The 21,877-nt window shown below is 36.2% G+C and carries 16 protein-coding genes and 1 pseudogene; 13 read left to right on the forward strand and 4 right to left on the reverse strand.

Features of this window, described 5'->3' with window-relative positions; all coding sequences use genetic code 11:
- Window positions 1–2: 2 nt before the first annotated feature.
- The 3 genes and pseudogenes from J3U69_RS05935 to J3U69_RS05945 all read left to right on the forward strand — a co-directional run bounded on the left by J3U69_RS05935 (window position 3) and on the right by J3U69_RS05945 (window position 4,900).
- Window positions 3–1,370, forward strand: a complete 1,368-nt coding sequence (locus J3U69_RS05935) for a PTS ascorbate transporter subunit IIC (protein WP_267413390.1) — start codon at window positions 3–5, stop codon at window positions 1,368–1,370.
- A gap of 45 nt (window positions 1,371–1,415) precedes the next feature.
- Window positions 1,416–3,410, forward strand: coding sequence for a transketolase (gene tkt, locus J3U69_RS05940; protein WP_267413391.1), 1,995 nt, complete (start codon window positions 1,416–1,418; stop codon window positions 3,408–3,410).
- A gap of 96 nt (window positions 3,411–3,506) precedes the next feature.
- Window positions 3,507–4,900: pseudogene (locus tag J3U69_RS05945) on the forward strand (IS3 family transposase).
- 124 nt (window positions 4,901–5,024) lie between these two features.
- On the opposite strand, the gene J3U69_RS05950 reads toward J3U69_RS05945, so the two are convergent.
- Together J3U69_RS05950 and J3U69_RS05955 are read right to left on the reverse strand one after the other, a co-directional pair.
- On the reverse strand, window positions 5,025–5,804 hold the full coding sequence (locus tag J3U69_RS05950; protein ID WP_267413392.1) for a DeoR/GlpR family DNA-binding transcription regulator: 780 nt from the start codon (window positions 5,802–5,804) through the stop codon (window positions 5,025–5,027).
- A gap of 789 nt (window positions 5,805–6,593) precedes the next feature.
- The gene (locus J3U69_RS05955) at window positions 6,594–7,766 is read right to left on the reverse strand and encodes an iron-containing alcohol dehydrogenase (protein ID WP_267413393.1); all 1,173 of its coding nucleotides are present in this window, start codon (window positions 7,764–7,766) and stop codon (window positions 6,594–6,596) included.
- Between the two features lie 279 nt (window positions 7,767–8,045).
- Here J3U69_RS05955 and J3U69_RS05960 point away from each other — a divergent pair, with 279 nt between their 5' ends.
- The 9 genes from J3U69_RS05960 to J3U69_RS06000 all read left to right on the forward strand — a co-directional run bounded on the left by J3U69_RS05960 (window position 8,046) and on the right by J3U69_RS06000 (window position 17,524).
- Window positions 8,046–9,443, forward strand: coding sequence for a Na+/H+ antiporter NhaC family protein (locus tag J3U69_RS05960; protein ID WP_267413394.1), 1,398 nt, complete (start codon window positions 8,046–8,048; stop codon window positions 9,441–9,443).
- 31 nt (window positions 9,444–9,474) lie between these two features.
- The gene (gene mtnK / locus J3U69_RS05965; RefSeq protein WP_267413395.1) at window positions 9,475–10,701 is read left to right on the forward strand and encodes an S-methyl-5-thioribose kinase; all 1,227 of its coding nucleotides are present in this window, start codon (window positions 9,475–9,477) and stop codon (window positions 10,699–10,701) included.
- Window positions 10,702–10,718: 17 nt separating this feature from the next.
- A complete protein-coding gene (locus J3U69_RS05970) occupies window positions 10,719–11,771 on the forward strand; it encodes a s-methyl-5-thioribose-1-phosphate isomerase (RefSeq protein WP_267413396.1) in 1,053 nt (350 codons plus the stop codon).
- A gap of 110 nt (window positions 11,772–11,881) precedes the next feature.
- Window positions 11,882–12,322 carry a PTS sugar transporter subunit IIA gene (locus J3U69_RS05975; protein ID WP_267413397.1) on the forward strand — a complete coding sequence of 147 codons (441 nt, stop codon included), beginning with the start codon at window positions 11,882–11,884 and terminating at the stop codon, window positions 12,320–12,322.
- A gap of 6 nt (window positions 12,323–12,328) precedes the next feature.
- Window positions 12,329–12,622, forward strand: a complete 294-nt coding sequence (locus J3U69_RS05980; RefSeq protein WP_267413398.1) for a PTS fructose transporter subunit IIB — start codon at window positions 12,329–12,331, stop codon at window positions 12,620–12,622.
- Window positions 12,623–12,660: 38 nt separating this feature from the next.
- Window positions 12,661–14,064, forward strand: a complete 1,404-nt coding sequence (locus tag J3U69_RS05985; protein WP_267413399.1) for a PTS galactitol transporter subunit IIC — start codon at window positions 12,661–12,663, stop codon at window positions 14,062–14,064.
- Window positions 14,065–14,413: 349 nt separating this feature from the next.
- Window positions 14,414–15,406, forward strand: coding sequence for an NAD(P)-dependent oxidoreductase (locus J3U69_RS05990; RefSeq protein ID WP_267413400.1), 993 nt, complete (start codon window positions 14,414–14,416; stop codon window positions 15,404–15,406).
- A gap of 4 nt (window positions 15,407–15,410) precedes the next feature.
- Window positions 15,411–16,859: an FGGY family carbohydrate kinase gene (locus tag J3U69_RS05995; protein WP_267413402.1), complete on the forward strand. Its 1,449-nt coding sequence runs from the start codon at window positions 15,411–15,413 to the stop codon at window positions 16,857–16,859.
- Window positions 16,860–16,870: 11 nt separating this feature from the next.
- Window positions 16,871–17,524, forward strand: a complete 654-nt coding sequence (locus tag J3U69_RS06000; RefSeq protein ID WP_267413404.1) for a class II aldolase/adducin family protein — start codon at window positions 16,871–16,873, stop codon at window positions 17,522–17,524.
- 346 nt (window positions 17,525–17,870) lie between these two features.
- On the opposite strand, the gene J3U69_RS06005 is transcribed toward J3U69_RS06000, so the two are convergent.
- Window positions 17,871–19,286: a C69 family dipeptidase gene (locus J3U69_RS06005; RefSeq protein WP_267413406.1), complete on the reverse strand. Its 1,416-nt coding sequence runs from the start codon at window positions 19,284–19,286 to the stop codon at window positions 17,871–17,873.
- Window positions 19,287–19,653: 367 nt separating this feature from the next.
- Entirely contained in the window at window positions 19,654–20,652 is a 999-nt protein-coding gene (locus tag J3U69_RS06010) for a hypothetical protein (protein ID WP_267413408.1), read from the reverse strand.
- 190 nt (window positions 20,653–20,842) lie between these two features.
- On the opposite strand from J3U69_RS06010, the gene J3U69_RS06015 reads away from it, so the two are divergent.
- A complete protein-coding gene (locus tag J3U69_RS06015) occupies window positions 20,843–21,760 on the forward strand; it encodes a phosphotransferase (protein WP_267413410.1) in 918 nt (305 codons plus the stop codon).
- Window positions 21,761–21,877 lie beyond the last annotated feature (117 nt).

Genomic DNA, 21,877 nt, shown 5'->3' on the forward strand with positions numbered 1-21,877 from the left:
TAATGAATGAAGTGTTAAATTTCTTTTTAAGTATTGCTAGAACACCATCAATTTTAGTTGGTCTAGTAGCCGTTCTGGGGTTGATCCTGCAAAAAAAGGATTCAACCGAAGTAATTTCTGGTGGTTTGAAAACCTTCGTTGGTTTTCTGGTGTTAACCGGGGGATCTGGGGTAATTACCGATTCTTTAACTCCATTCGGCAAAATGTTTATGCACGCCTTTCTTGTTCAAGGCGTTGTTCCGAATAATGAGGCTTTCACAGCAACAGCATTAACGAAATATGGCAGCGCAACGGCGATGATTCTGTTAGTTGCCATGATTGTCAACGTCCTTTTAGCAAGAATTTCCCATTTTAAATACATTTACCTTTCTGGCCACGTCATGATCAACATGTCATGTATGTTAGCCGTTTTGCTAGCAGTTGCCGGCTTTACTGAAGTTCCATCCATTATCGTTGGCGGCACATTCTTGGGCTTATTCGACACGATTATGCCGGCATTAATTCAGCCGTTTGTCAAAAATGTCACTAAAAGTGATGAAATTGCGATTGCGCATACGGGTGACTTCGGCTATTTGATTGCTGGTTTGGTAGCAAAAGTTGTCGGTGATTCATCAAAGTCAACTGAGGACATGCATGTTTCTAAAAAGGTATCTTTCCTGCGCGATAACACAATTGCCGTCACCGTTACCATGGCGGTTGCTTACCTGATTATTGCTATTTTTGCTGGCCCTGTTTATGTTGAAAAATTAAGTGGCGGCATCAACTACCTAATTTTTGCACTGATTGAATCTGGTTCTTTTTCAGCTGGTGTATATATTATGCTTGCTGGCGTAAGAATGATTTTGAATGAATTAATTCCGGCTTTCAAGGGTATTTCCAGTAAATTAGTACCTAATGCTAAAGCAGGGCTAGATATCCCAATCTTGTTTACTTTTGCACCGAATGCCGTCATCATTGGTTTCTTTGCCAGCTTTGTCGGTGGTCTCGTTGCTACATTATTAATGGTCGTTTTACATATGACAATTGTTATCCCTGGTGTTGTTGCCCACTTCATGTGTGGTGGCGCTGCTGGCGTCATCGGCAACTCCGTGGGTGGACGTCGAGGTTGTGTGATCGGTTCCTTTGTTCATGGCTTACTGATTTCTTTTGTACCAATTATTTTAATTCCGGTTTTAGGCCACTTAGGTCTTGGTACCGCCAGTTATGCGGACGCAGACTTCGGAATTGTTGGCTCTTATGTTGGTTATAGTGGCCTTCTTGGCGGTAGAACATTAATTATCGTGGCACTTGTAGCTGCATTAGTTGTTTTCTTTATCGTGTCCATTATTTTTGACCATAAGCAAAAAAAGTCTGCTAAAAAGGCTAATTAATTCAGTTTGCCTATTATGATGGCAAACATATCATAAGGAGAAAAAATGAAATATACAGAAAAAGATAATTTAGCCGTTAAGACAATTCGGGCTCTAAGTATCGATGAGATTCACCATGCCAATTCTGGTCACACCGGAATGGCACTAAGTGCGGCACCATTGATTTATACAATTTACCAAAACATGCAATTTGATGTAGCTGATCCACATTGGTTTAACCGAGATCGTTTTGTTTTATCAGGTGGCCATGCATCAGCCATGTTATATGCGACTTTGCATTTAGCAGGTTTTGATTTATCAATTTCAGACCTAAAGCAGTTTCGGACTCTTGGCAGTAAGACGCCAGGGCATCCTGAAATCACCACTCCAGGTGTGGATGCCGCGACTGGTCCTTTAGGACAAGGACTAGGAATGGCTGTTGGTATGGCAATGGCGGAAAAGCATTTAAGTGCCATTTATAATCAGCCCAATTATCCAATAATCAATAATCGTGTGTATGCGATTGTTGGCGACGGCGACTTAATGGAAGGAATTAGTCACGAAACGGCAAGTTTGGCAGGACATTTGCGGTTAAATAACCTAATTGTGTTGTATGATTCAAATCAAAACACGATGGATGCCAAGATGAGTCAGGAATGTGATGATAATGTAGCTGAGCGGTTTAACGCATATGGTTGGAATTACCTGAAAGTGGCTGATGGTAATGATTTGACGCAAATTGATGCTGCTATTAAGGTGGCACAAGATGAGCAAACGCGGCCAACTTTAATTGAGGTCAGCACTGTTATTGGTTACGGGTCACCACTAGCTAATAATCACGTCGTGCACGGTGCCGTTTTAGATGAAGAGCAGGTCAAGGAAACCAAAGAAAAATTAGGTTACCATTTCGGACCGTTTGAAGTGCCGGCAAGTTCTTACGAAGTTTTTGAAAAGAGCAAGACTGCTGGAAAGCAGAAGCATTCAGAGTGGACCAAGATGCTGCAGGAATATACGGAACAGTATCCCAAATTAGGTGGCAAGTTGATTAAGAACATTAATAATAATGTTAAACTTGATTTTCAGTCAGATGAGGCGCCAATTCCGGCTTCTTCATCGACAAGGGATGCAATTCACACCGCGATCCAACTGACTGGCAAATCTGACTTAAACTTTTGGGGTGGCTCAGCTGATTTAGGCAGTTCGGATAAAACTTATTTTGACAATGATCAAGGTTTCCAACCAGATTCATACGCCAATAACAACCTGTATTTCGGTATCAGGGAATTTGCGGAAGCAACTGCTATTAACGGCATCACTCTTTATGGTGGCTCCCGTGTGTTTGGCAATACCTTCTTTATTTTCTCTGATTATATGAAAAATGCATTGCGGCTCGCATCACTAATGAAAGTCCCGTCGATTTTCTTATTTGGGCATGATTCAATTTCACTAGGTCCTGATGGTCCTACACACCAGCCAATCGAACAGCTCGAGGGCCTGCGGGCAATGCCTAACTTAATTGTTTACCGTCCCGCAGACTATTTGGAAACTATTTATGCTTGGCAAGATGCGCTTAATCAGAGTAATAATCCCGTTGCCTTTATTTTGGGTAGACAGAACTTGCCAACCTTAACCGCTTATCAAGAACAAGTAAAAGAAGGCGTGCCAAAGGGCGGCTACATCCTGGCAGAAGCACCAAACGGTGATCCTGAAGGGATTTTACTGGCAACAGGTTCAGAGATAACATTGGCATTGCAAGCACAACAAGAACTAGCTAAGAAAAATCACAATGTACGAGTAGTTTCGCTCCCGAGCTTTGAACTATTTTTAAAGCAAGATCAGTCCTACCAAGAAAAAGTCCTGCCAAATGCAATTAGAAAACGGGTAGCAGTTGAAATGGCATCGACTTATGATTGGGCTCAATTCACTGGTTTGGATGGTGCCGTCATTGGCATTGATCATTTTGGCGAAAGTGGTGACGGTGATGAACTAATTAAGAAGTCTGGCTTCACCGTAGCTAACCTGGTTCAAACTTACTTAAAGATTTGCGAAAAAACAGATTGATGCTAACATTGCATAGATGACAATATAAAAATAAGCTGCAGAGTTCACGTAAATGAAGTGACCCCCAAATTTAGGACAAATTTGGGGGTTATTTTTATGGCTAAATTATCTAAGCAAGATAAAATTGAAATCTATCATCTTTGGCATGATTATCAAGTTGGTCCACTGAATTAAGTCAGCGTTATCGGGTTGGCAAGTCAAATATTGATTACTTGTTGGCTTTGATTAATCGTCACGGTCTAGCTATTTTAGACCAGCCTTACACTACTTACACAAGTAATTTTAAGGAGCAGGCACTCAAGCGAATCATAGTTGATCATGAACCCCCTTATCACGTAGCACTAGCTTTAGGTTTAAAAAGTTTTGGCATGTTGCACAATTGGCTACGAGAATATCGTAAAAATGGGTATAATATCATTAATAAGCTGAGAGGAAGGTCGCTCCATGACCAAAAGAGAACAAGTGATCAAACAGGAAAATCAGCGACTCAAGCAAGAAATCGAACGCTTACGCCAGCAGAACTTAAAGCTGACTATCGAGAACGAATTTGTAAAAAAATTGAGCGTCTTAGTCGACCAGCGGACCAAGAACCGCAAGTCCCGGAAATAGCCCAGGCAGTTACCCAACTAAGACGTGAGCTTAAAGTCAGCGTAACTTTTATTCTTGCTACTATTAATGCCAATCCCAATCTACCCCATTTTTCTCGTAATAATTACTACTACACTTTAAAGGAGAACGATAATGATCGGGATAACCAAGAAATAATGGCTGAAATCAAAGCTATCTACGAAGAACACAAGCACCGCTATGGCTATCGGCGCATTACTGTAGAGCTTAGACGTCGCGGTTTATTAGTCAATCATAAAAAAGTGTAGCGCTTAATGAACAAGCTGAAATTGTTGGACATAGTCAGTAAACGCTGGCACAAATATAATAGTTATCGCGGTACCCAAGGTCCAATTAAGCCTGACCTGATTAAACGTAGCTTTAGTGCGATTTATCCCAATCACAAATGGTATTCAGATATAACTGAGTTTAAGCTCAATGGGCAAAAGACCTATTTATCACCGATCATTGAAGGGTGTACCCAAGAAATTATTTCCTATACCATTTCTCGCAGTCCTAATCTTAAACAGACCATGGATATGTTAAAAAAGGCCTGGCACAAGTATCCGGCACTGAACGGCTTGATCTTCCACACCGATCAAGGCTGGCAATATCAGAACTACAGATTTCAAGCATGGCTGGAAAATCATGGCATTAGCCAATCAATGTCACGCAAGGGTAATTCGCTTGATGATGGCTTAATGGAAGGTTTCTTCGGCATACTTAAACGAGAAATGTTTTATGGATTTGAAAAGCAGTTTAAGAATCTCAATGAACTGGAAGACGCAATCAGAGACTACATTGAGTATTACAATCAAAAAAGAATCAAAACCAAACTAAAAGGACTAACTCCGCTTGAATATCGGAAGTTAGTCCTCAGTTAGCAGCTAATATAAAGTGTCCTAATTTTAGGGTTCACATCAAATACTTGTCGCTTTTGTTAATTATTTAAAGAAAATTAGTCGCTATTCTTAGCAGTAGTGCAGCTATTTTAGAAAACTAAATTTTTTAGTCTTTTTTGTCTACGGTTTCAATTTCTTTAATAAAAAATGAATCTTTATGGGATGCATTAACCCAAGATTCTTTGTCAATTATTTTATCTGTAATTATGCCATCAATATTACAGAGAGGACTTACAGCAAAAGTTGATACTGAGTTTAATTTTGAGTGATCCGCAACAATTAGTGTGTGCTTGGCTCTAGAAATAAAAACTCTAAGCATCTTAGATGAACAGTCACTTTTATCAGTTACGCCGCACTTGATGTCAATTCCTGAAGGACTGATGACTGCATAATCGGCATTATAGAAATTGTAGAGTTCACTATTTTGCGTTTCAAAACTGATATTACTTTTATTAAGGGATCCACCAATAGTGTATAAATCAATATTATCATTTTTAAGGGCGATATCAGCGCAAGCTAGGGAGTTGGTTATTACCTTAATCTTTTTTCCATCACTTAACAATTTTTTGACTACCGTGACGGAAGTAGTTGATGAGTCAACGAAGATAGTATCTCCATCTTTTATTATTTCTGCGGCTAAACTAGAAATTTCTTTTTTCTCATCTACCAGCATTTTATCTCTGGCGTGAAAAGGGACACTTTTGTTGTATTCAAATGAATAGGCACCTCCGTGAACGCGACCAATCTTTTTCTTAGAGGACAAGTAGTCCAAATCTTTACGTATGGTTTCTTTTGAAACGCCAAACCTGGTGGAAAGGTCGTTGACCGATACACTGCCATTAAGTTTTAAGATGTTTTCGATTTCCTTCAGTCTTTCGAATTTCATTTTTTTAAGGTCTTCCTTTTGAGTGAATTATTTAAAGCTTTTTTATGCCTGTTATCCAATCTAGCATTGATAGCCGGAATCAGAACTATTAAAGAAATTCCAATAGCGATTATATTTGGGATGAATTTTACAGTCATATTTACCAGTAATAGAATATAAATAACAAGAACAATTAGATTATAGATCTTTTTCATATAAGTTACTCCATAATTAGGTATAAAATAAATACTAATATAAAAATAAAAAGGGTGAGACATAAAAACTCCATAAATATATGTGAGTAGTTCTTTCATGTAAAAAAAGTACTAATAAAAAAAGCATATATTATGCTTGTTAAAAGCCTGTATCTTAAATGAAAAAATTAAACGACTTTTGGCATTAAATTAAGCAGTTGGCAGGCTTTTTAAGAAACAGTTTATGTATAAATCCGATTTTACTGAAATAAAAACATTTTGAATGCTAAAAAAATGAGTAATTTATTTTTGGTAAAAAAATTATAACAATGTTCTCATACTGCAAAACTCATTCTACCTGTCTCAGTTTCGAAATGTCAAATAACATTTTCATTGTAAAAAATAGAAGTGTAACTAGTGGAAATCGACTCAAATTAGTACCAACACGTTTTAGAATTTCAAATTGAATTTAAAAGAAAAGCAAGTTCCTGTTAAATGGGCAAAAAAGTCAAAATAAAATTTGTAACTTTTCAGCTCAATTAACTTAGGAGCTTGCTTTTTTAAATCTTGCAAATCCGTGAAGAAAAAAAGGTTAATTACCTAGTACAACCTAGAATTAGAAAGCAAATTCGTAAATTTTAACAATATCATCAGAGCTTAACTTTTTGAAATGTCCTACAGGTGTAGTGTCGTTTTGTGTTGCATTTAGGGCCATTTGTTTAAACTTGCTTGTATCCTTTATACCAACTTCACGTAAATTCTGATGCATGCCGACATTTGAAAAGTACTCCTTGAACTTCTTAATAACAATGTCAATTATTTCTTCGTCATCGTATTCATACTGGTCAAGGTTAAATAGTCTGCTACCAAGCTGGAGAAACTTCTTAGGTAAAGACTGACTAGTGTATTTCATCCAAGCTGGAAATACAATCGCCATTCCCTCACCGTGAGTAATACCATATTCAGCACTTAACTCATTTTCAATTCTATGTGAAGCCCAATCCGGTTCTCGACCACATTCGAGGAAACTGTTATGGGCAACGATAGCAGCCCACATAATTTCTGCACGTACTTGATAATCTTCAGGATTCTTTTGGAGCTTAGAAGCAGTTACCATAAGCCCTTCAATTGCTCCTTCAATTAACCTATCGGTTAGATTAACATCCTTGACCGTTGTAAAGTAACGTTCAAGAAGGTGAGTCATCATATCAGAAAGGCCTGCACCTGTTTGATAAAGTGGAAATTTAAGAGTGTATTCAGGATTCATAATGGCAAATTTGGGGAGAATAATATTATTTTCCAGAGTTAGTTTATGATTCTCATCGTTGACAATACTATCATTTGACATTTCTGATCCTGAAGAAGCAGCGGTTGAGATTATTCCTACTGGAAGAGCAGCTTTTGGCTCAGCTTTACCAGTAAAGAAATCCCAGGTTTTACCATCATATAATGCACCGGCAGAAACAGCTTTTGCAGTATCAATTACAGAACCACCACCAACTGCTAGAATAAAATCGATTCCTATCTCTTTTACTTCTTTTACTAATTTGTCAATTAGTTCAATTCGTGGATTTGGAACAATATCACCGTTTTCTTCGAAAGTAATGTTGTACTTAGCAAATGATCTTTTAACTACTTCAGAAATTCCTAGTTTTTCATAGTAATCTCCACTATACAAAACCAAAACTTTTTTATTCTTGCTGTAATGATTAGCTAACTCGCCAATCATTTTTTCTTTTCCTTTACCAAAATAAATGGCCACTGGATTATGATAATTGAAATTTTGCATTAGATGCCTCCAACTTAAAAATAAAAATATCACATTACTGAACCTGAAAATAAGTAATGCAATTGCTATTTACATTAAAAAGTATTTCATAAAATGTAATCGATTTCAATAGTTTTAAACAATAAAAAACAAAATTTCAAATAAATTAGTCAATAAATATAGCTTAAATTTGTCATTTTATTTGTTTTTCTGTTGAATTACAACTTTTTGATGCTATAATTATTTCTGTAAGCGCTTGCTAAAAACGGCTATAAGAGTGTATAGAGTAAGAGGTTAAAAATGAATGAACAAGATCAAAAAGTAAAAGGATCTTTTACGGGGTTAATACCCTTAATTGGATTCTTAGTTTTATACGTATTGTCAGGAGTAATTAGTGGAAAATTTGATAGTATGCCTTTGTTAGTTGGAATGATAATCGCAGGAATCATTTCTTTTGCTATTCCACCACAAAATGGTCAAAAGAAGTTGAAACTTTCAGAAAAAGTAAAACTATTCTGTCAAGGTGGGGGAGAAACCAACTTAATGACAATGGTTGTCATTTTTATTCTGGCTGGTGCATTCCAAGGTGTAGCAACGAAAATGCATGCTGTTTCCTCAGTAACTAATCTTGGCTTAAGTATATTGCCTCAAAATCTAATTTTACCGGGTGTTTTTCTCATTGGTATGGTTTTAAGTTTTGCAATGGGTACTTCAATGGGTACGATTGCCGCCTTAATGCCAGTTGCTATTGATGTTGCAAATAAGACTGGTGTCAATCCTGCTCTAATGGCGGGGATTGTAGTCGGTGGAGCAATGTTTGGCGATAACAATTCATTTATTTCTGCTTCAGCAATTGCAGCCGTTCAGAGCCAAAAAGTTTTAATGCGCGACAAATTTAAATTAAACATTATGGTTTATTTGCCAGCTATCGTTATCAATTGCATCGCGTTGGCTTTTGTACCAATTAAAAATATCTCTCTAACTTCTAATTATCATTACAGTTTTGTGGATATTATTCCTTATGCTTTAGTTATTATTTTGTCCTTAATTGGGATGAATGTAATGTCTGTTTTAACATTGGGTGTTGTATCAGGTATTTTAATTGGCGTTATGCAAGGCGATTTTGGTTGGATTAGTTCCATGGCTTATATTCAAAAGGGTATGGCCGGAATGGAAGATATGGCAATTATAGCTATCTTTGTAGGTGGCGTAGTTGAGATGATGAAATATCTAGGTGGAATTCAGTGGCTCATTGATAAGCTAGGGCAGTATACTAAAACAAAGCATGGAGCGGAACTTTCTATTGGCATGCTAATTATCTTACTTTGTGTTGCCACTACGAATAACACTATAGCGATTGTAGCAGTTGGACCGATGGCAGTGACAATTGGTAAGAAGTTTAATTTATCAAGAAAACGGGTTGCAACTTTTCTTTCTATGTTTGCAACTAATGTTCAAGGGTTAATTCCGTATGCTGGTCAACTGTTAGTATCTGGGGGTATGGCAAAAGTATCACCAGTTGCTGTCATGCCATGGGTTTGGTATTGCTATTTAACTTTAATAGCTGCAATAATATTTGTATTTATTAGTTATCCTAAGAGTTCCAAAGAAGACTCTTATGATAATTTTGATGCATTAGATGATGAAGGTCATTTACTAAAGGATGAATCTGATCAGACAGTAAAAGCTAACGGATAGTAAAATTATTAGATATTTTTTGAGGAGAAAAATGGATTACAGTAAATATTTTGATTTGGATTTAGAAAATGCAAAAAAATATGTGGTAGATCACACGGATTTTTTTAAAAATAAAAAGGCAGATGATTTACATATCAAGGAAATAAGTGATGGAAATATAAACCATGTTTACAGAGTGGATAATGGACAAAAATCATTAATTCTTAAGCAAACTGGTAAGACCATCAGAACTTCGGGTAATCCACTTGACCAGCATAGAGGTCATATTGAAGAAAGATGCTTGGAAATTCAACGAAAATTGAGCGGCGGCCAAGTCCCAGAGGTTTACGATTATAACGAAACCATGCATGTCATTTTAATGGAGGATGTATCTGCCTTTAAGAATCTGCGGTATGAGCTAAAAGAAGAGCATATTTATTCTGATCTTGATGAGCAAATTACTGATTTTATGGCAAATGTTTTGCTTCCTACTACTGATCTTGTGATGGACAGCAAAGAAAAAAAGAAATTAGCGGAAGATTTTGTCAACCCCGGTACTTGTCGAATCACTGAGGATTTGGTCTTAACTGAGCCATACTATGATTACAATTCTAGGAATGTATTTGATAAATCACTAACACACTTTGTTGAGCAAAATTTATATGAAAACAGTATTTTGAAAGCCAATGTTGGGGAACTTCGTAATAACTTTATGAACAATGCTCAAGCCTTGCTTCATGGCGATTTGCACAGTGGTTCAATTTTTATTAATGATTCTGGAATTAAGGTTTTCGATAGTGAATTTGCCTTTTATGGTCCAATGGGATATGACATCGGTAATGTTGTTGGTAATTTGCTATTCCCTTATGTAGTTCAAAAAGTTTATTTAATTAAGAACGGAAAAGGAAACCAGAAATTTATAAATTGGCTTCATAACACCATTCGTAGCATTTTTGATAAGTCCTTTGCTAAGATGACAGCTAAATATAATGAAATTGTCAAGTTTCCGTTTTATCAAGAAAGATCTTTTAAAAATAAATATCTTAATGCCGTAAAGGCTGACACATTAGGATATGCCGGCACCGAAATAATAAGGAGAACTGTAGGTGATTCTAAGGTAATCGAAATTACTTCAATCGAAAATCAAGATATGCGGAATCTTGTAATGAAAATTTTGGTAAAAATTGGTATTCAGTTAATTTTAAACAGAAAAGTTTATTCAAGAGGTTCGGAAATCATCAAGGATGTTGACAATATTTTCGATCAAATGATGAACTGAGTTTGAAAGGATAAGACATGGAAAGACAAGACAAAGGGATGCCATTTTTATTGCAATATGAAAATGTTGCCTGGTACGAAAATGGCGTTGTAAGAATTTTAGATAGAAGGATATTCCCTAAACAGAAAAAGTTTGTGTGTTGCAAGACTTATCATGAAATTATTAAAGCAATTCAGGATATGGTTACGCAAAGTGCAGGTCCTTACACAGCGGTAGGAATGGGTATGGCTTTAGCTGCTTATGAATGCAAGGATAAAACTGAAGAAAAGCAAATTGCTTTTTTAACTAAAGCAGCAAAAGAGCTGGGAAACGCAAGGCCAACAACAGCTAATCGGTATTCAGCAATTACTAACCGCATTTTGGAACTGCAAAAAGAAGCAATTGCGAAGGGTCAATCTCCTATACAAGCAGCTTTTGATGATACATTAGCTTCTCTAAATCGGCGTTACTCGACTATGCAAAAAGTTGGTAATTATTTGGTCGACTTAATGCCAAATAACTCGACATTTCTAACGCAGTGCTATGGAGAGACGATAATTGGTGCCATTATTAGAAGGGCAAAGGAGACTAATAAAAATTTAAGAGCTTATGATGCAGCGACTGAGCCTTTTCTACAAGGAAGTCGGTTGACTGCAAGCTGCTTTAAAGAAGCAGGTTTTGACACGACAGTGGTTGATGATAATATGGTGAACTTTGTTTTGGAACGGGGAGATATAGACTTCTATACTTCTGCTGCTGATTCAATTGCAATGGATGGCCATATTGCTAATAAAATTGGTACTAAGCAAATTGCTGTTTTAGCTAAAAGGACAGAAGTTCCATATTTTGTTACTGGGATTCCAGACCAAGATAAGTTAAACGGCAAAGCTATCGAAATTGAATACAGAGACCCAGAGCAGGCACTTGAATTTAATGGCCAAAGAATTGCCATGGAAGGTGTAAATTCTTTTTATCCAGCTTTTGATGTCACTCCACCAACTTTGATTGATGCAATTGTAACCGATAAGGGCGTTTTTTCACCATTCAATTTGAAAGAATATGCAAATTTGGGTAAGGAAAATTTCTATTAGGCTCCCTATTATTATTTAAAAAATGAATTTATCAACATAAATTAAGCATAGTTTATTGAGTAAATAGCGCTCAGCAAATTAAAACTAAAATAGTGATTGACAGGTGAAAAATGAGATTTGCTAAAGAGTTGCTCTTAGATGATTTAAAAGTTAATAAACAGGAATTGTTTAAAAAAGCAGCAGATAAGCTTTGCAAAGAAGGTTTTGTTAAGGAATCATATCTGTCGGCTTTAACTAACAGAGAAAAGGTTTTTCCAACCGGATTGCAAACAAAAACGATTGGTGTTGCTATACCGCACTGTGATCCTGAAAATGTTAAGAAAGACGGAATTCTTGTCGCACGCCTAAAACAACCAGTTCAATTTAATAAAATGGGCGATGCAGAAACTAAAGTCAATGTTTATTTGGCATTTTTCATTTGTTCAACTGGAGGCAATGAGCAACTTGCCGACCTAAGGGAATTAATGAAAATGTTTCAGGATAAAGATTTCTTAACCACAGTTTATAAATCTGAAAGTCTTTTAAAAACATTATTGTCATGGAAGGAATGATTAATTATGGCAAAAACAATAAATCTTCTAGCTGTGTGTGGTTCAGGAACTGTTAGTTCCACTATGGTAGCAGAAAAAGCATCTAGTTATATCGAATCACTCGGTTATAACGTAAATTCACAAGAATTGAATCCACAGCAGGCTTCAGTAAGAATCCCTGAAGGACAATTTGACTTGGTTATTTATACATCTCCTATTCCAGGTACATTTGAAGTTCCTATAATCAATGCAACGGGATTACTAACTGGTATTGGTGAGGAGCAAGTATATTCAGAAATCAAACAAGCTCTAGAAAAATAGGGTAAGAAAATTTTTAAAAAGAAAGGTGGGGAAATTTTATGCAAACTTTTAAAACAATTATGGATACTTTTGGTCCTAATATATTTGTGCCAGTTGTAATATTCGTAATTTGTCTATTTATGAAACTAAGTGCTAAAAAAGCATTCAATTCAGCAATATTAGCTGCAGTCGGACTAGTAGGATTTAGTATGATTACTGACTATTTCACTCCAGTAATTTCACCAGTTGTTGATAAGATGGTAAAAATTGCACATCTTAATTTGCCAGTGCTGGATATAGGCTGGCAGGCTACGGCAGTGATTGCTTATTCAACGCGAATAGGAATGATATTCATTGGAATTCTACTAGTTTTTCAGATTTTTCTATTTGCAATCAAATGGACAAATGTTTTTATGCCAAGTGATTTATGGAATAACTATTCACTGATCTTGTGGGGTTCGGAATTATATTTAATAACTAAAAATGTTTGGTTAGCCAGCTTTTTAATGCTGTTTGGCAACGTTGTATGTTTGTTATATTCAGAAATGATTGCCAAGCGCTGGTCAACTTATTATGGTTATCCGCAATGTACATTATCTGCACCTCACCAAGTATGTAATGTTCCAATTGCCTTAGGATTGAACTACCTGCTTTCTAAATTAGGTGCAGATAAAATCCAACTTAATCCTGAGAAAATTCAACAAAAACTTGGCTTTTTAGGGGATCCTATGATTATAGGATTTATAGTTGGTATGCTGCTTGGGTTGATTGGTAACTTTACTACTTTGACCTCTATAGCGTCTTGGGGACAGATTTTAACAACGGCAGTTACAACGGCTGCTGTGATGACAATTTTCCCTAAAGTCGGCAGTATTTTCGCCGCCTCATTTTCAAGTATTACTGCAGCTTCGCAGAAGTCAATGAAAAAAGGGGGCCGTGAATGGTATGTAGCAGTAAATGATGCTCTTGGCTATGGTGAAACTGCTACTTTGACTACAGGAATTTTAATGATACCTTTTGCCCTGATTCTTGCGTTTATCCTTCCAGGAAATTTAATCGTTCCCGTAATGTGTTTGACTGGTTTTGCTTATGATTCAGAAATAAATGTAGCATTAGCAGACGGAAATATTTTCAAAGCACTAATTATGGATATTCTCATATTTGCAGGGCAGCTCTACATTGGGTCGTATTTTGCGCCGATGTTTACTAAAATTGCCAAAGAAACTGGAGTTACCATGCCAAAAGGCAGCTTGATGGTTATTGGGTTTGTTGCAGCCAACATCCTGATGGGGCTAATTACAATAGCATTTTTAACGAAAAATCCAATAATTATTGGGGCAGTTGTTATTTTATACGTTATTCAGTTTGTTTACTATAAGAGAAATAAACGGAAAGTTACTGATATTATTGAAAAACATTCTGATTACTCCAACGCTTTAAGTAAAAAAGTTAAAGCTTCTTGAAAACAAAGTAAATTAGAAATAACTAAATGTGAATTTTTAAAGATGATGTTTTTATTGTCTAGTAATGGACAATAATTCATCATTTTTTATTTTAAATACTGGATTTTATTTCTTAGTTCATTAAAACAAACAAAACAAAAATAAAAACAAATAAAAATTATGTTTTTTAACTATTTTTATTGAATTGGTTTGTTTGCATGCTATAATATAGCTGTAAGCGCTTATAAAAATATAAATCGAAATTTGTAATACTAATTTGGAAAATCAACTTCTTAGTTTTGCATTTTTGATTGGAAACATGTTCCAAAAAATAGTAATAAGAGTCAAAAATGTTTGAGGTGTTTTTATTTTGAAAATTTATATAAGAGCTGAAATTACCGATGAAAATAGGGCAAAGTTAAACCAATACTTTGATGAAATTATTTACGATCCGTGGACCAAAAATGGCGAACGCTTTTATCCAGATGTAATGGCTCAGAAAATGTCAGAAATAAATCCTGACGTTTTGATTACTGAATTAGACCAAATAAACGAGAAAGTACTGCAAAACTCTAAAAATTTGAAGTTAATCGTCGATTGCAGGTCGACTCCAGAAAATATTGATATTAAGGCTGTTAATCTTTTTAAGATACCGTTAATTCATACCCCTGCAAGAAATGCAGAGGCAGTAGCTGAGATGCTTATCGGTTTAATAATTTGTCAGCAAAGACAAATTATCCAGGCAAATAAATGGGTTGTTGATGGTGAATGGAAGCCAGGAACCACACCATATTATATTTGGAAAGGTCATGAGCTATATTCTCAGGTAATTGGATTCGTTGGATTTGGTGCAGTTGCCAAGACTGCTGCAAAGCTCTTAGAAAACTTTGGATGCAAGATGATATTTTACGATCCGTATATTGAGTCTACAAATCTTAAAGCTGAAAAGACAGATTTGGCAACTCTTTTTACTAATTCTGATATTGTCTCTGTTCATTTACCAGTGACTTCAGAAACGAAAGGAATGATTGACAAAAAGTATTTCGATTTAATGAAAGAAAGAGCTTTGTTCGTTAACACTTCAAGATCGGCAGTAGTTAATAATGAAGATTTGTACGCCTGCTTAGCGGCTAAGAAGATTAGCGGAGGAATTATTGATGTCTTGGATGTTGAACCGCCAAAAACTAAAGACGATTTAAAACTAGCGTTGCTAGATAATGTAATTTCAACTCCTCATATTTGTGGTTCAACCTATGAAGTTGTTTTACACCAATCAGAGATAGCAGTTAATTCGCTTATCAGTTTTATTAAAAAGGATTATAAAAATGCCAATATTATTAATTCCTCAGTTATAAATGATTAGTAATATGGAACAAGCGGACTATTATTTATTAATTGATGTTGGTACTGGAAGCAGCAGAGTTGCTTTGGTAGATGAAAATAGGAATATATATGATATTCAACACATCAAAAATGTATACAGTGAAGATGCCCATGAGGGAATGTTAATAGACTATCGTCTGTTTATAAACAACCTTGCAATTGCTTCAAGACGAGTTTTAGAAACTTTTGACGTGAGAATATCCGCTATCACCGTTTCTGGAGCCCGCCAAACATTTTTCTGCTTGGACAAAAACAAAAAAGTACTTTTTGGAATACCAAACATAGATGATCGAGGCAATCATTTTTTAAATCAATTTACAGATCAGCGCAAAATAGTTTTTGAAAAAACTGCTAGAAATATTTCTGGAGATTTTTTAGCCATGAAATTAGTCGGCTTAAGAGAAGTACGGCCTGACTTGTATAACAATGTATTTTCCTTTACTAGTTTAAGTGAATTGTTTGCTTTATTGTTTTGCGGTAAATTAGTGATTGAACCATCCCAAGCTGCCGAAACGCAGTTATTTAATATTTTTGACAAAAACTGGGATGCCGATCTTTTAAAAATATTTGGTATGGATTCAATCTTTTTACCAGAAATAGTTCCTTCACAAACGATTTTTCCTGTAATTAATCAGAAATTGCTGAGAAAATTTGGTATTACCAATGATGATTGCAAATTTGTAATTGGTGGTGCTGACACCCAGTTGGCAATGAAAGCAATTTTACCTGAAAGTGAAAGCAAAACATTATGCCTGGTTTCTGGAACAACTAGCCCGGTATGTGTGCGCGTTGAAAAGCCAATGGTAAAAAGCAATCATTGGTTAGATTTGGATTTAACTGGAAAAGAATATGTTCTCGAATATAATCCTGGAGTAACCGGGTTAAATTATGAGAGATCAAAGAAGCTGTTGCTTCCCGAAAGCTCGTATAAGGAAATAGAAGAACATATTGATTTGGCAAAAATCCAAAATATATATGCAAGTTTTACCACTCAAACGTTTGTAAAAGAAGATGGTGGGAAAAAATACGGTGGCTTCTTTTTATCGCCCCCGTTTACAGATTCAGTTTCAAAAGAGATGTTTGTTGGAAGTATCGCTTTAGATATCGGCTTTTCCATCGCCAAAAAGGTAAACCAATTAAAGAAAGATGTCAATGTTAGTTATGATTCAATTGTAGCTTGTGGGGGAGGGATGAACTCAGTCATTATCCCTCAAGTAGTTTCTACTTTAACTAACATGCCAGTAAAAATATATGAGAATTTTCAAGAACCATCTGTAATGGGCTGTTTTGAAGTTATTAATTCAGTCCTAAAGAAAAATTTGAATTCAAAAGACAAAAAAATCAGATTTGAATATTATCCCCAAGAAAAAAAGCCTATGGAAAGAAGTTATGAAACTTGGGAAAACTTAAATTTAAATATCACTAGAAAATAGGAGTAATAACTATGGATTATATTGAAGAACGTAAAAAAATTGTTGAATTTGGAAAGAAATTGGTTGATGAAAGACTAACCACGGGTACTGGTGGCAACTTGAGCATTTATGTTCCTAAAGATAGGGTAATGTTAATCAGCCCATCAGGAATTAATTATTATGACACTAAGCTTGAAGACGTTGTCGTTATGGACTTGGATGGCCACATTAAAGAAGGCGACCGCAAGCCTTCAAGTGAATACGCCATGCACTCGATCTTTTATAAAAACAAACCAGGTGTATTATCAGTAATTCACGCACATGCAGATTTTGCGACCGCAATGTCATGTTTGCGTAAAAATGTGCCACCAATTCATTATGTGATTGCAGACATGTGCAGAGAATTAAAATGTACTGATTACAAAATTTATGGCTCACCAGAAATTGCTGAAGAGGCATATCGTGTAATGGGAGATGACAATGGCGTTTTGCTTGCAAATCATGGTCTTTTAGCTACCGGTGGTTCAATTGAATCTGCTCTTGGCAATGCGGTTAACATCGAGTTTTTGTGCAAGCTATATGTATATGCTAGTGCCGTTGGCAATCCGGTTGCGTTAACTAATGAAGAAATGGATTCAGTAGCCAGAAAATTCCAAAACTACGGCCAACCGAAAGAAGATAAATAGTTTTTTCTTCACCTTAATTCATAAAATCATTAAATTTGAGATTTAATTTAACAGCATTTTCAATCACATCAAGGCTAGCTCTACTAGTCGTAGAACTGGCCTTTTTAAAATAATTAGTTGTTTTAAGTTATTATCAAAACCAAAAATAAATACACAAAAAAGCGATAAAGTTGTTAACCTTATCGCTTTTTTATTGGCAATCCTCTAATTGACTGAACAATTTTTAGTGGTTGGCAATTGGTAATTACAAGTAATTATCAAAGGTAAATTACTTGCAGGAACTAAAAATTGCGCGCGCTTTATCCAAATTACAAAATTCTGCAAAATCGTTTTTAAACGACCTAAATTAATCCAATAAATCAAACTTCAACGTAGCTAAGTTGTGTCCTTCGTTAACCATGTTGCCGAGCAGTTCAATTGTATTGTTGTATACTTGATCGGCCATCTTTTGGTTAGCTTCCGTTAGAGCATCTTCGACTGCTTTACCTGAAAGACCAGCAACTTTTTTATCAGTTTCATGTTGAATGAAGTGGCATTGAGCCAATGATTTTTGCTCAAAATCGTTTTCTAATTCGCCGTAAACTTTAAAGTTAGTGTCACCAAGTTGAGCAGTCAGCTTGTTTAACCAGAAAATCTTGTTCAGGTCAAACTTAGGACCAGTTTGGAAGCTAGCAGGTGTGTCATTAACGTTGGTATAGAATGGGACAAAACTATTAAAGGTATTTGGACCAAAGCAAAGCCATTGCACACCAGCAATTTCTTCTGGCACATCGTTTCTAACTTGTAAAATATGTGTTTCAAAATTGCGGTTCAAGGCAATTGGCCGGAAAGTTTTCTTTTGTTCAGGAGTACCTTGGTCGCCATATGGATCAAATGGGGTATCTTGGTAGTGTGAACTTTCAACAAAGCAAATGTCCTCGATACTGATCTTGCGGTTAGCATGGCAAATGAATGGTTGATCTTGATCGCTAGGCTTACCGCCAAACTCAGGATCAAAATAATTGTGAACAAACCAAGCACGTGGGTTGTTGTAATGTGCGTCCTTGATGGTAGAACTACCAAAGATGTGGCGCATGTTGTAGCCTTCACGGTCAGGGTTTAAATGGTATTCGTCTATTAGACCCTCAAGTTTGTCATCAGCCATAAAACCGTCTTGATCAAAGTGGAATTCATCAATGTTCAAGCGGTTAGGAGCAACAACGTATGCATCATCAGGAATTCGGCGAGCGATCCAATGATGGCCACCAATTGTTTCAAGGTACCAAATTTCATCGTGATCAGCAAAAGCCATCCCGTTCATTTCGTAGGTACCATATTTTTCTAGCAAGTAGCCGACACGCTTAACACCGTCAAGTGCGCTATGGATGTAAGGCAAGGTTAGGGTAACAAAATCTTCTTCGCCCAGTCCGCCTTCACTAACTAGTGGATCAATTCCTTGAATGCGGGAATTTGTTGTAATTGTTTCAGTTGCGGTCATCGCAATGTTATCGGAGTTGATTCCAGCTGCTGCCCAAATACCACTTTCACCAGAAACGTCCGGTGCGCTGGTATAACGCATAGGAGTTTCAGCTAAATCTTCATCATCAATTTTTTGGTGACTGATGACACTTTCATAGTGCTTAGGTTGTTTTTCAGGAGTAACTAGTTCGAAGCCCTCAGGGATAATTTCGCGTCCGCCATCTTCACTTCTGGCAATCATTGCTGAGCCATCAATTGAAGCATTTTTACCGACAAGAATTGTCGTACATTCAGCTTTTTTCATTTAATCTGTCCTTTCAAATTTACTTAACCTATATTGTATTAAAAAAAGTAGTGAGTTGGCAAAGAAATACGTAATCTTAAGCCTAAATTATTCATTCACCCGACTTGGTTAAAGTTTTCTTATCAAAAGGCTGCTTTACTTACTTGCTAATTGATTAATAAATTGCCTTCACAAAAAATTGTTCTGCCTGTTTCGGCTAATGTCTTAGGTATTCTGCTAATTACAATCACGATCTTAGTTAATGAGTGGGCCTATACCTTTGCTTATTGCTATATGGACCGCTGACAGTTAGCTTTTTGACCCAATAAAAAAACCTGAAACTTGTCTTTCAGGTTTACTAATTAGCTATTTAGGTAAAAGTCCGTTCTTAATGATTAAACTTTAATTTTTTAAGTTGTGCACTACCAGATAAAATGAAACTGATAAAAAGAAAAATTAATCCAATTGTGGTTAATTTGGTTTTCTCGATTAGATTGCTGCCGGTATGCGGTAATTTGCTGCCATAAGTAAGTGTGTATTGCTTATTAATGGTCGGTTCAAAATGCTGATCTTTCTCCCTAATTGTAGCCATTGCCTGGATTGGTGCTTTATGCAGCTTGTCATTTTTGCCATCAGAATCAGAGTTAGGCTTTTCAGCTTGAACTTGCTCGCTAGGACTAGCTAGGTCATTGGTATTCTCTGGCGCATTAGATTGGGAATTTTGTGCTTGAACTGTTTTAGAAGTGGCAGGTGATAAGTTAACGGCGCGAAGAGGGCTGCTGTCATTAGTGGCCTTTTGATTAGCGGCAAAGCCTTGCTGATAAGGCTGGCTTTCTTGAGCTAGATGAGGCATATCTGCTTCAGCTTGTTTCTCAGTATTTGCGGCACTATATCCGTCAAGTAAGTCCTGGGACGAATTAGCAGCAGCTTGCTTTATTTGATTAGTATTGCTAATTTGTTTTTGCAATAAATGAAGTTGATGATGGATCCGTTTGAACTGCTTGTTAGTCGTGCGCAGTTTCTTTTGTATACTAGCGATTTGCTCTGCTCGCTTTTTCTTACCCGGATCATTAGTTTCGGTTTTAACCCGCACCAGGTTGGCCTTAAGAGCTGCTATTTTATGATGCACTTTTTTTAATTGCTTTTGGTACTTTGTATGTTGCGCTAACAAATGATTAATAGTGTCCTTTTTTTGGCTAGTTTGTAAGTCCGTTTTTGCTTGCTCAAGTTCGTGCTCATGCGGTGCTAATTCACTAAAATTGCCGTCAGATACTTGCGCGGCCATGATAATAGTCGTATTATTCAGTGCAAAAACTAATAGGGTGGTAGTTAGGGTAAAAATAATGGTCATGATAATGCGCATTCCTGTAACCTCTTTTTTATCCATCTTAACTTCCTTTCATTTGGCTAAATAGCAATACATTTTCACTTGTATTATAAAACTAATCAGATTAATTTTACTAAATTATGCTTATAAGTATATTTAAATCTCATTATAGAATAGCTTAGCAAAATAAGTCTTGTATGTACCAAAATTTGCCTAAATGAAAAAATAATTTACGATTCAGGGTGATATTATGAAAGCAAAACAGATAATTCAAGCCAAATTAGAGGCTGAGCTAAGTCAAATTACGCATCAATCATTAAATAGTACATTTGTTGGTTATAGTAAAAAATTGCAGCAACAAGTATTTGTTAAAGTATTTCCACAGAAAAGCAAGTTTATTACCGAAAAGGCGGTCAATCGGCAGCTATACCCACACCGAGTTCTAACTAGTTTTACGATTACCGCTGCACAGCAATTGTATGTTTTAGTGATGAAAGATTTAGCTCCAATTGACTTAAAGCTACCGGTAACTGTCGAACTGGCTTACGTAATGGGAGCCAAGCTAGCTGAATTTCACCAGAAGGTAAAACCATTTGCGGGAATTTATCCTAATAATAATTTGTTTGTAAAAGCTGAGCACGATATTGCGCAGCTGCAGGAATCAACCATTAAAACGCGGTTGCAGTTGCTCTTGCGGGACCTTTCTTCATTGCAACCTACTATTGAGTCAGATTTACTTCACTATTCAACTACTGTTCTTCATGGTGATGTAGGTGTTCGTAATTACAAAATAATTAACGGCGAACCGAAGTTGATTGATTTTGAACGCGCAAGAATGGGCGTGAATTACCAAGATTTTATCAAACTGTTTTACCAAGATTTTGGCTTAAACAAAGAGCTGATTACTTCTTTTGTTAACGGTTATAAATCTTCGGGTGAGACGATAACAGCAAGTCCTAGCACGCAGGTATTTTTACTTTTGCTTACTGCTATTGGCATTATGAGCTATACCGCCAAAATTTCTGATCCTCCTTTTCAACGTGTTGGTGAAAAGATGCTTGATACGGTAGAACTCTTTTTAAAACGAATGAATTCATCGAGTACCATACCTATTAATGAAGGAAACAGTTCAATTCCTGAGCTAATCGCATTGATTGCTAGGGATTAGCCCTATTTTTTAAGTAAAAAAAACACCTTCGCATTGAAGCTAACCCCTAAAACTGGACGTTAGTTTTATATCATTTTACTTAAGGCTTGATTCCGATATTGAATCGGAGTTAAGCCT

It is taken from the genome of Lactobacillus sp. B4026 (genome assembly GCF_026535825.1).
GTDB lineage: Bacteria > Bacillota > Bacilli > Lactobacillales > Lactobacillaceae > Lactobacillus > Lactobacillus panisapium.

Coding starts and splice junctions, on each gene's coding strand:
- J3U69_RS05935 (WP_267413390.1), top strand. CDS start 3: ATGAATGAAGTGTTAAATTTCTTTTTAAGTATTGCTAGAACACCATCA.
- tkt (WP_267413391.1), top strand. CDS start 1,416: ATGAAATATACAGAAAAAGATAATTTAGCCGTTAAGACAATTCGGGCT.
- J3U69_RS05950 (WP_267413392.1), bottom strand. CDS start 5,804: ATGAAATTCGAAAGACTGAAGGAAATCGAAAACATCTTAAAACTTAAT.
- J3U69_RS05955 (WP_267413393.1), bottom strand. CDS start 7,766: ATGCAAAATTTCAATTATCATAATCCAGTGGCCATTTATTTTGGTAAA.
- J3U69_RS05960 (WP_267413394.1), top strand. CDS start 8,046: ATGAATGAACAAGATCAAAAAGTAAAAGGATCTTTTACGGGGTTAATA.
- mtnK (WP_267413395.1), top strand. CDS start 9,475: ATGGATTACAGTAAATATTTTGATTTGGATTTAGAAAATGCAAAAAAA.
- J3U69_RS05970 (WP_267413396.1), top strand. CDS start 10,719: ATGGAAAGACAAGACAAAGGGATGCCATTTTTATTGCAATATGAAAAT.
- J3U69_RS05975 (WP_267413397.1), top strand. CDS start 11,882: ATGAGATTTGCTAAAGAGTTGCTCTTAGATGATTTAAAAGTTAATAAA.
- J3U69_RS05980 (WP_267413398.1), top strand. CDS start 12,329: ATGGCAAAAACAATAAATCTTCTAGCTGTGTGTGGTTCAGGAACTGTT.
- J3U69_RS05985 (WP_267413399.1), top strand. CDS start 12,661: ATGCAAACTTTTAAAACAATTATGGATACTTTTGGTCCTAATATATTT.
- J3U69_RS05995 (WP_267413402.1), top strand. CDS start 15,411: ATGGAACAAGCGGACTATTATTTATTAATTGATGTTGGTACTGGAAGC.
- J3U69_RS06000 (WP_267413404.1), top strand. CDS start 16,871: ATGGATTATATTGAAGAACGTAAAAAAATTGTTGAATTTGGAAAGAAA.
- J3U69_RS06005 (WP_267413406.1), bottom strand. CDS start 19,286: ATGAAAAAAGCTGAATGTACGACAATTCTTGTCGGTAAAAATGCTTCA.
- J3U69_RS06010 (WP_267413408.1), bottom strand. CDS start 20,652: ATGGATAAAAAAGAGGTTACAGGAATGCGCATTATCATGACCATTATT.
- J3U69_RS06015 (WP_267413410.1), top strand. CDS start 20,843: ATGAAAGCAAAACAGATAATTCAAGCCAAATTAGAGGCTGAGCTAAGT.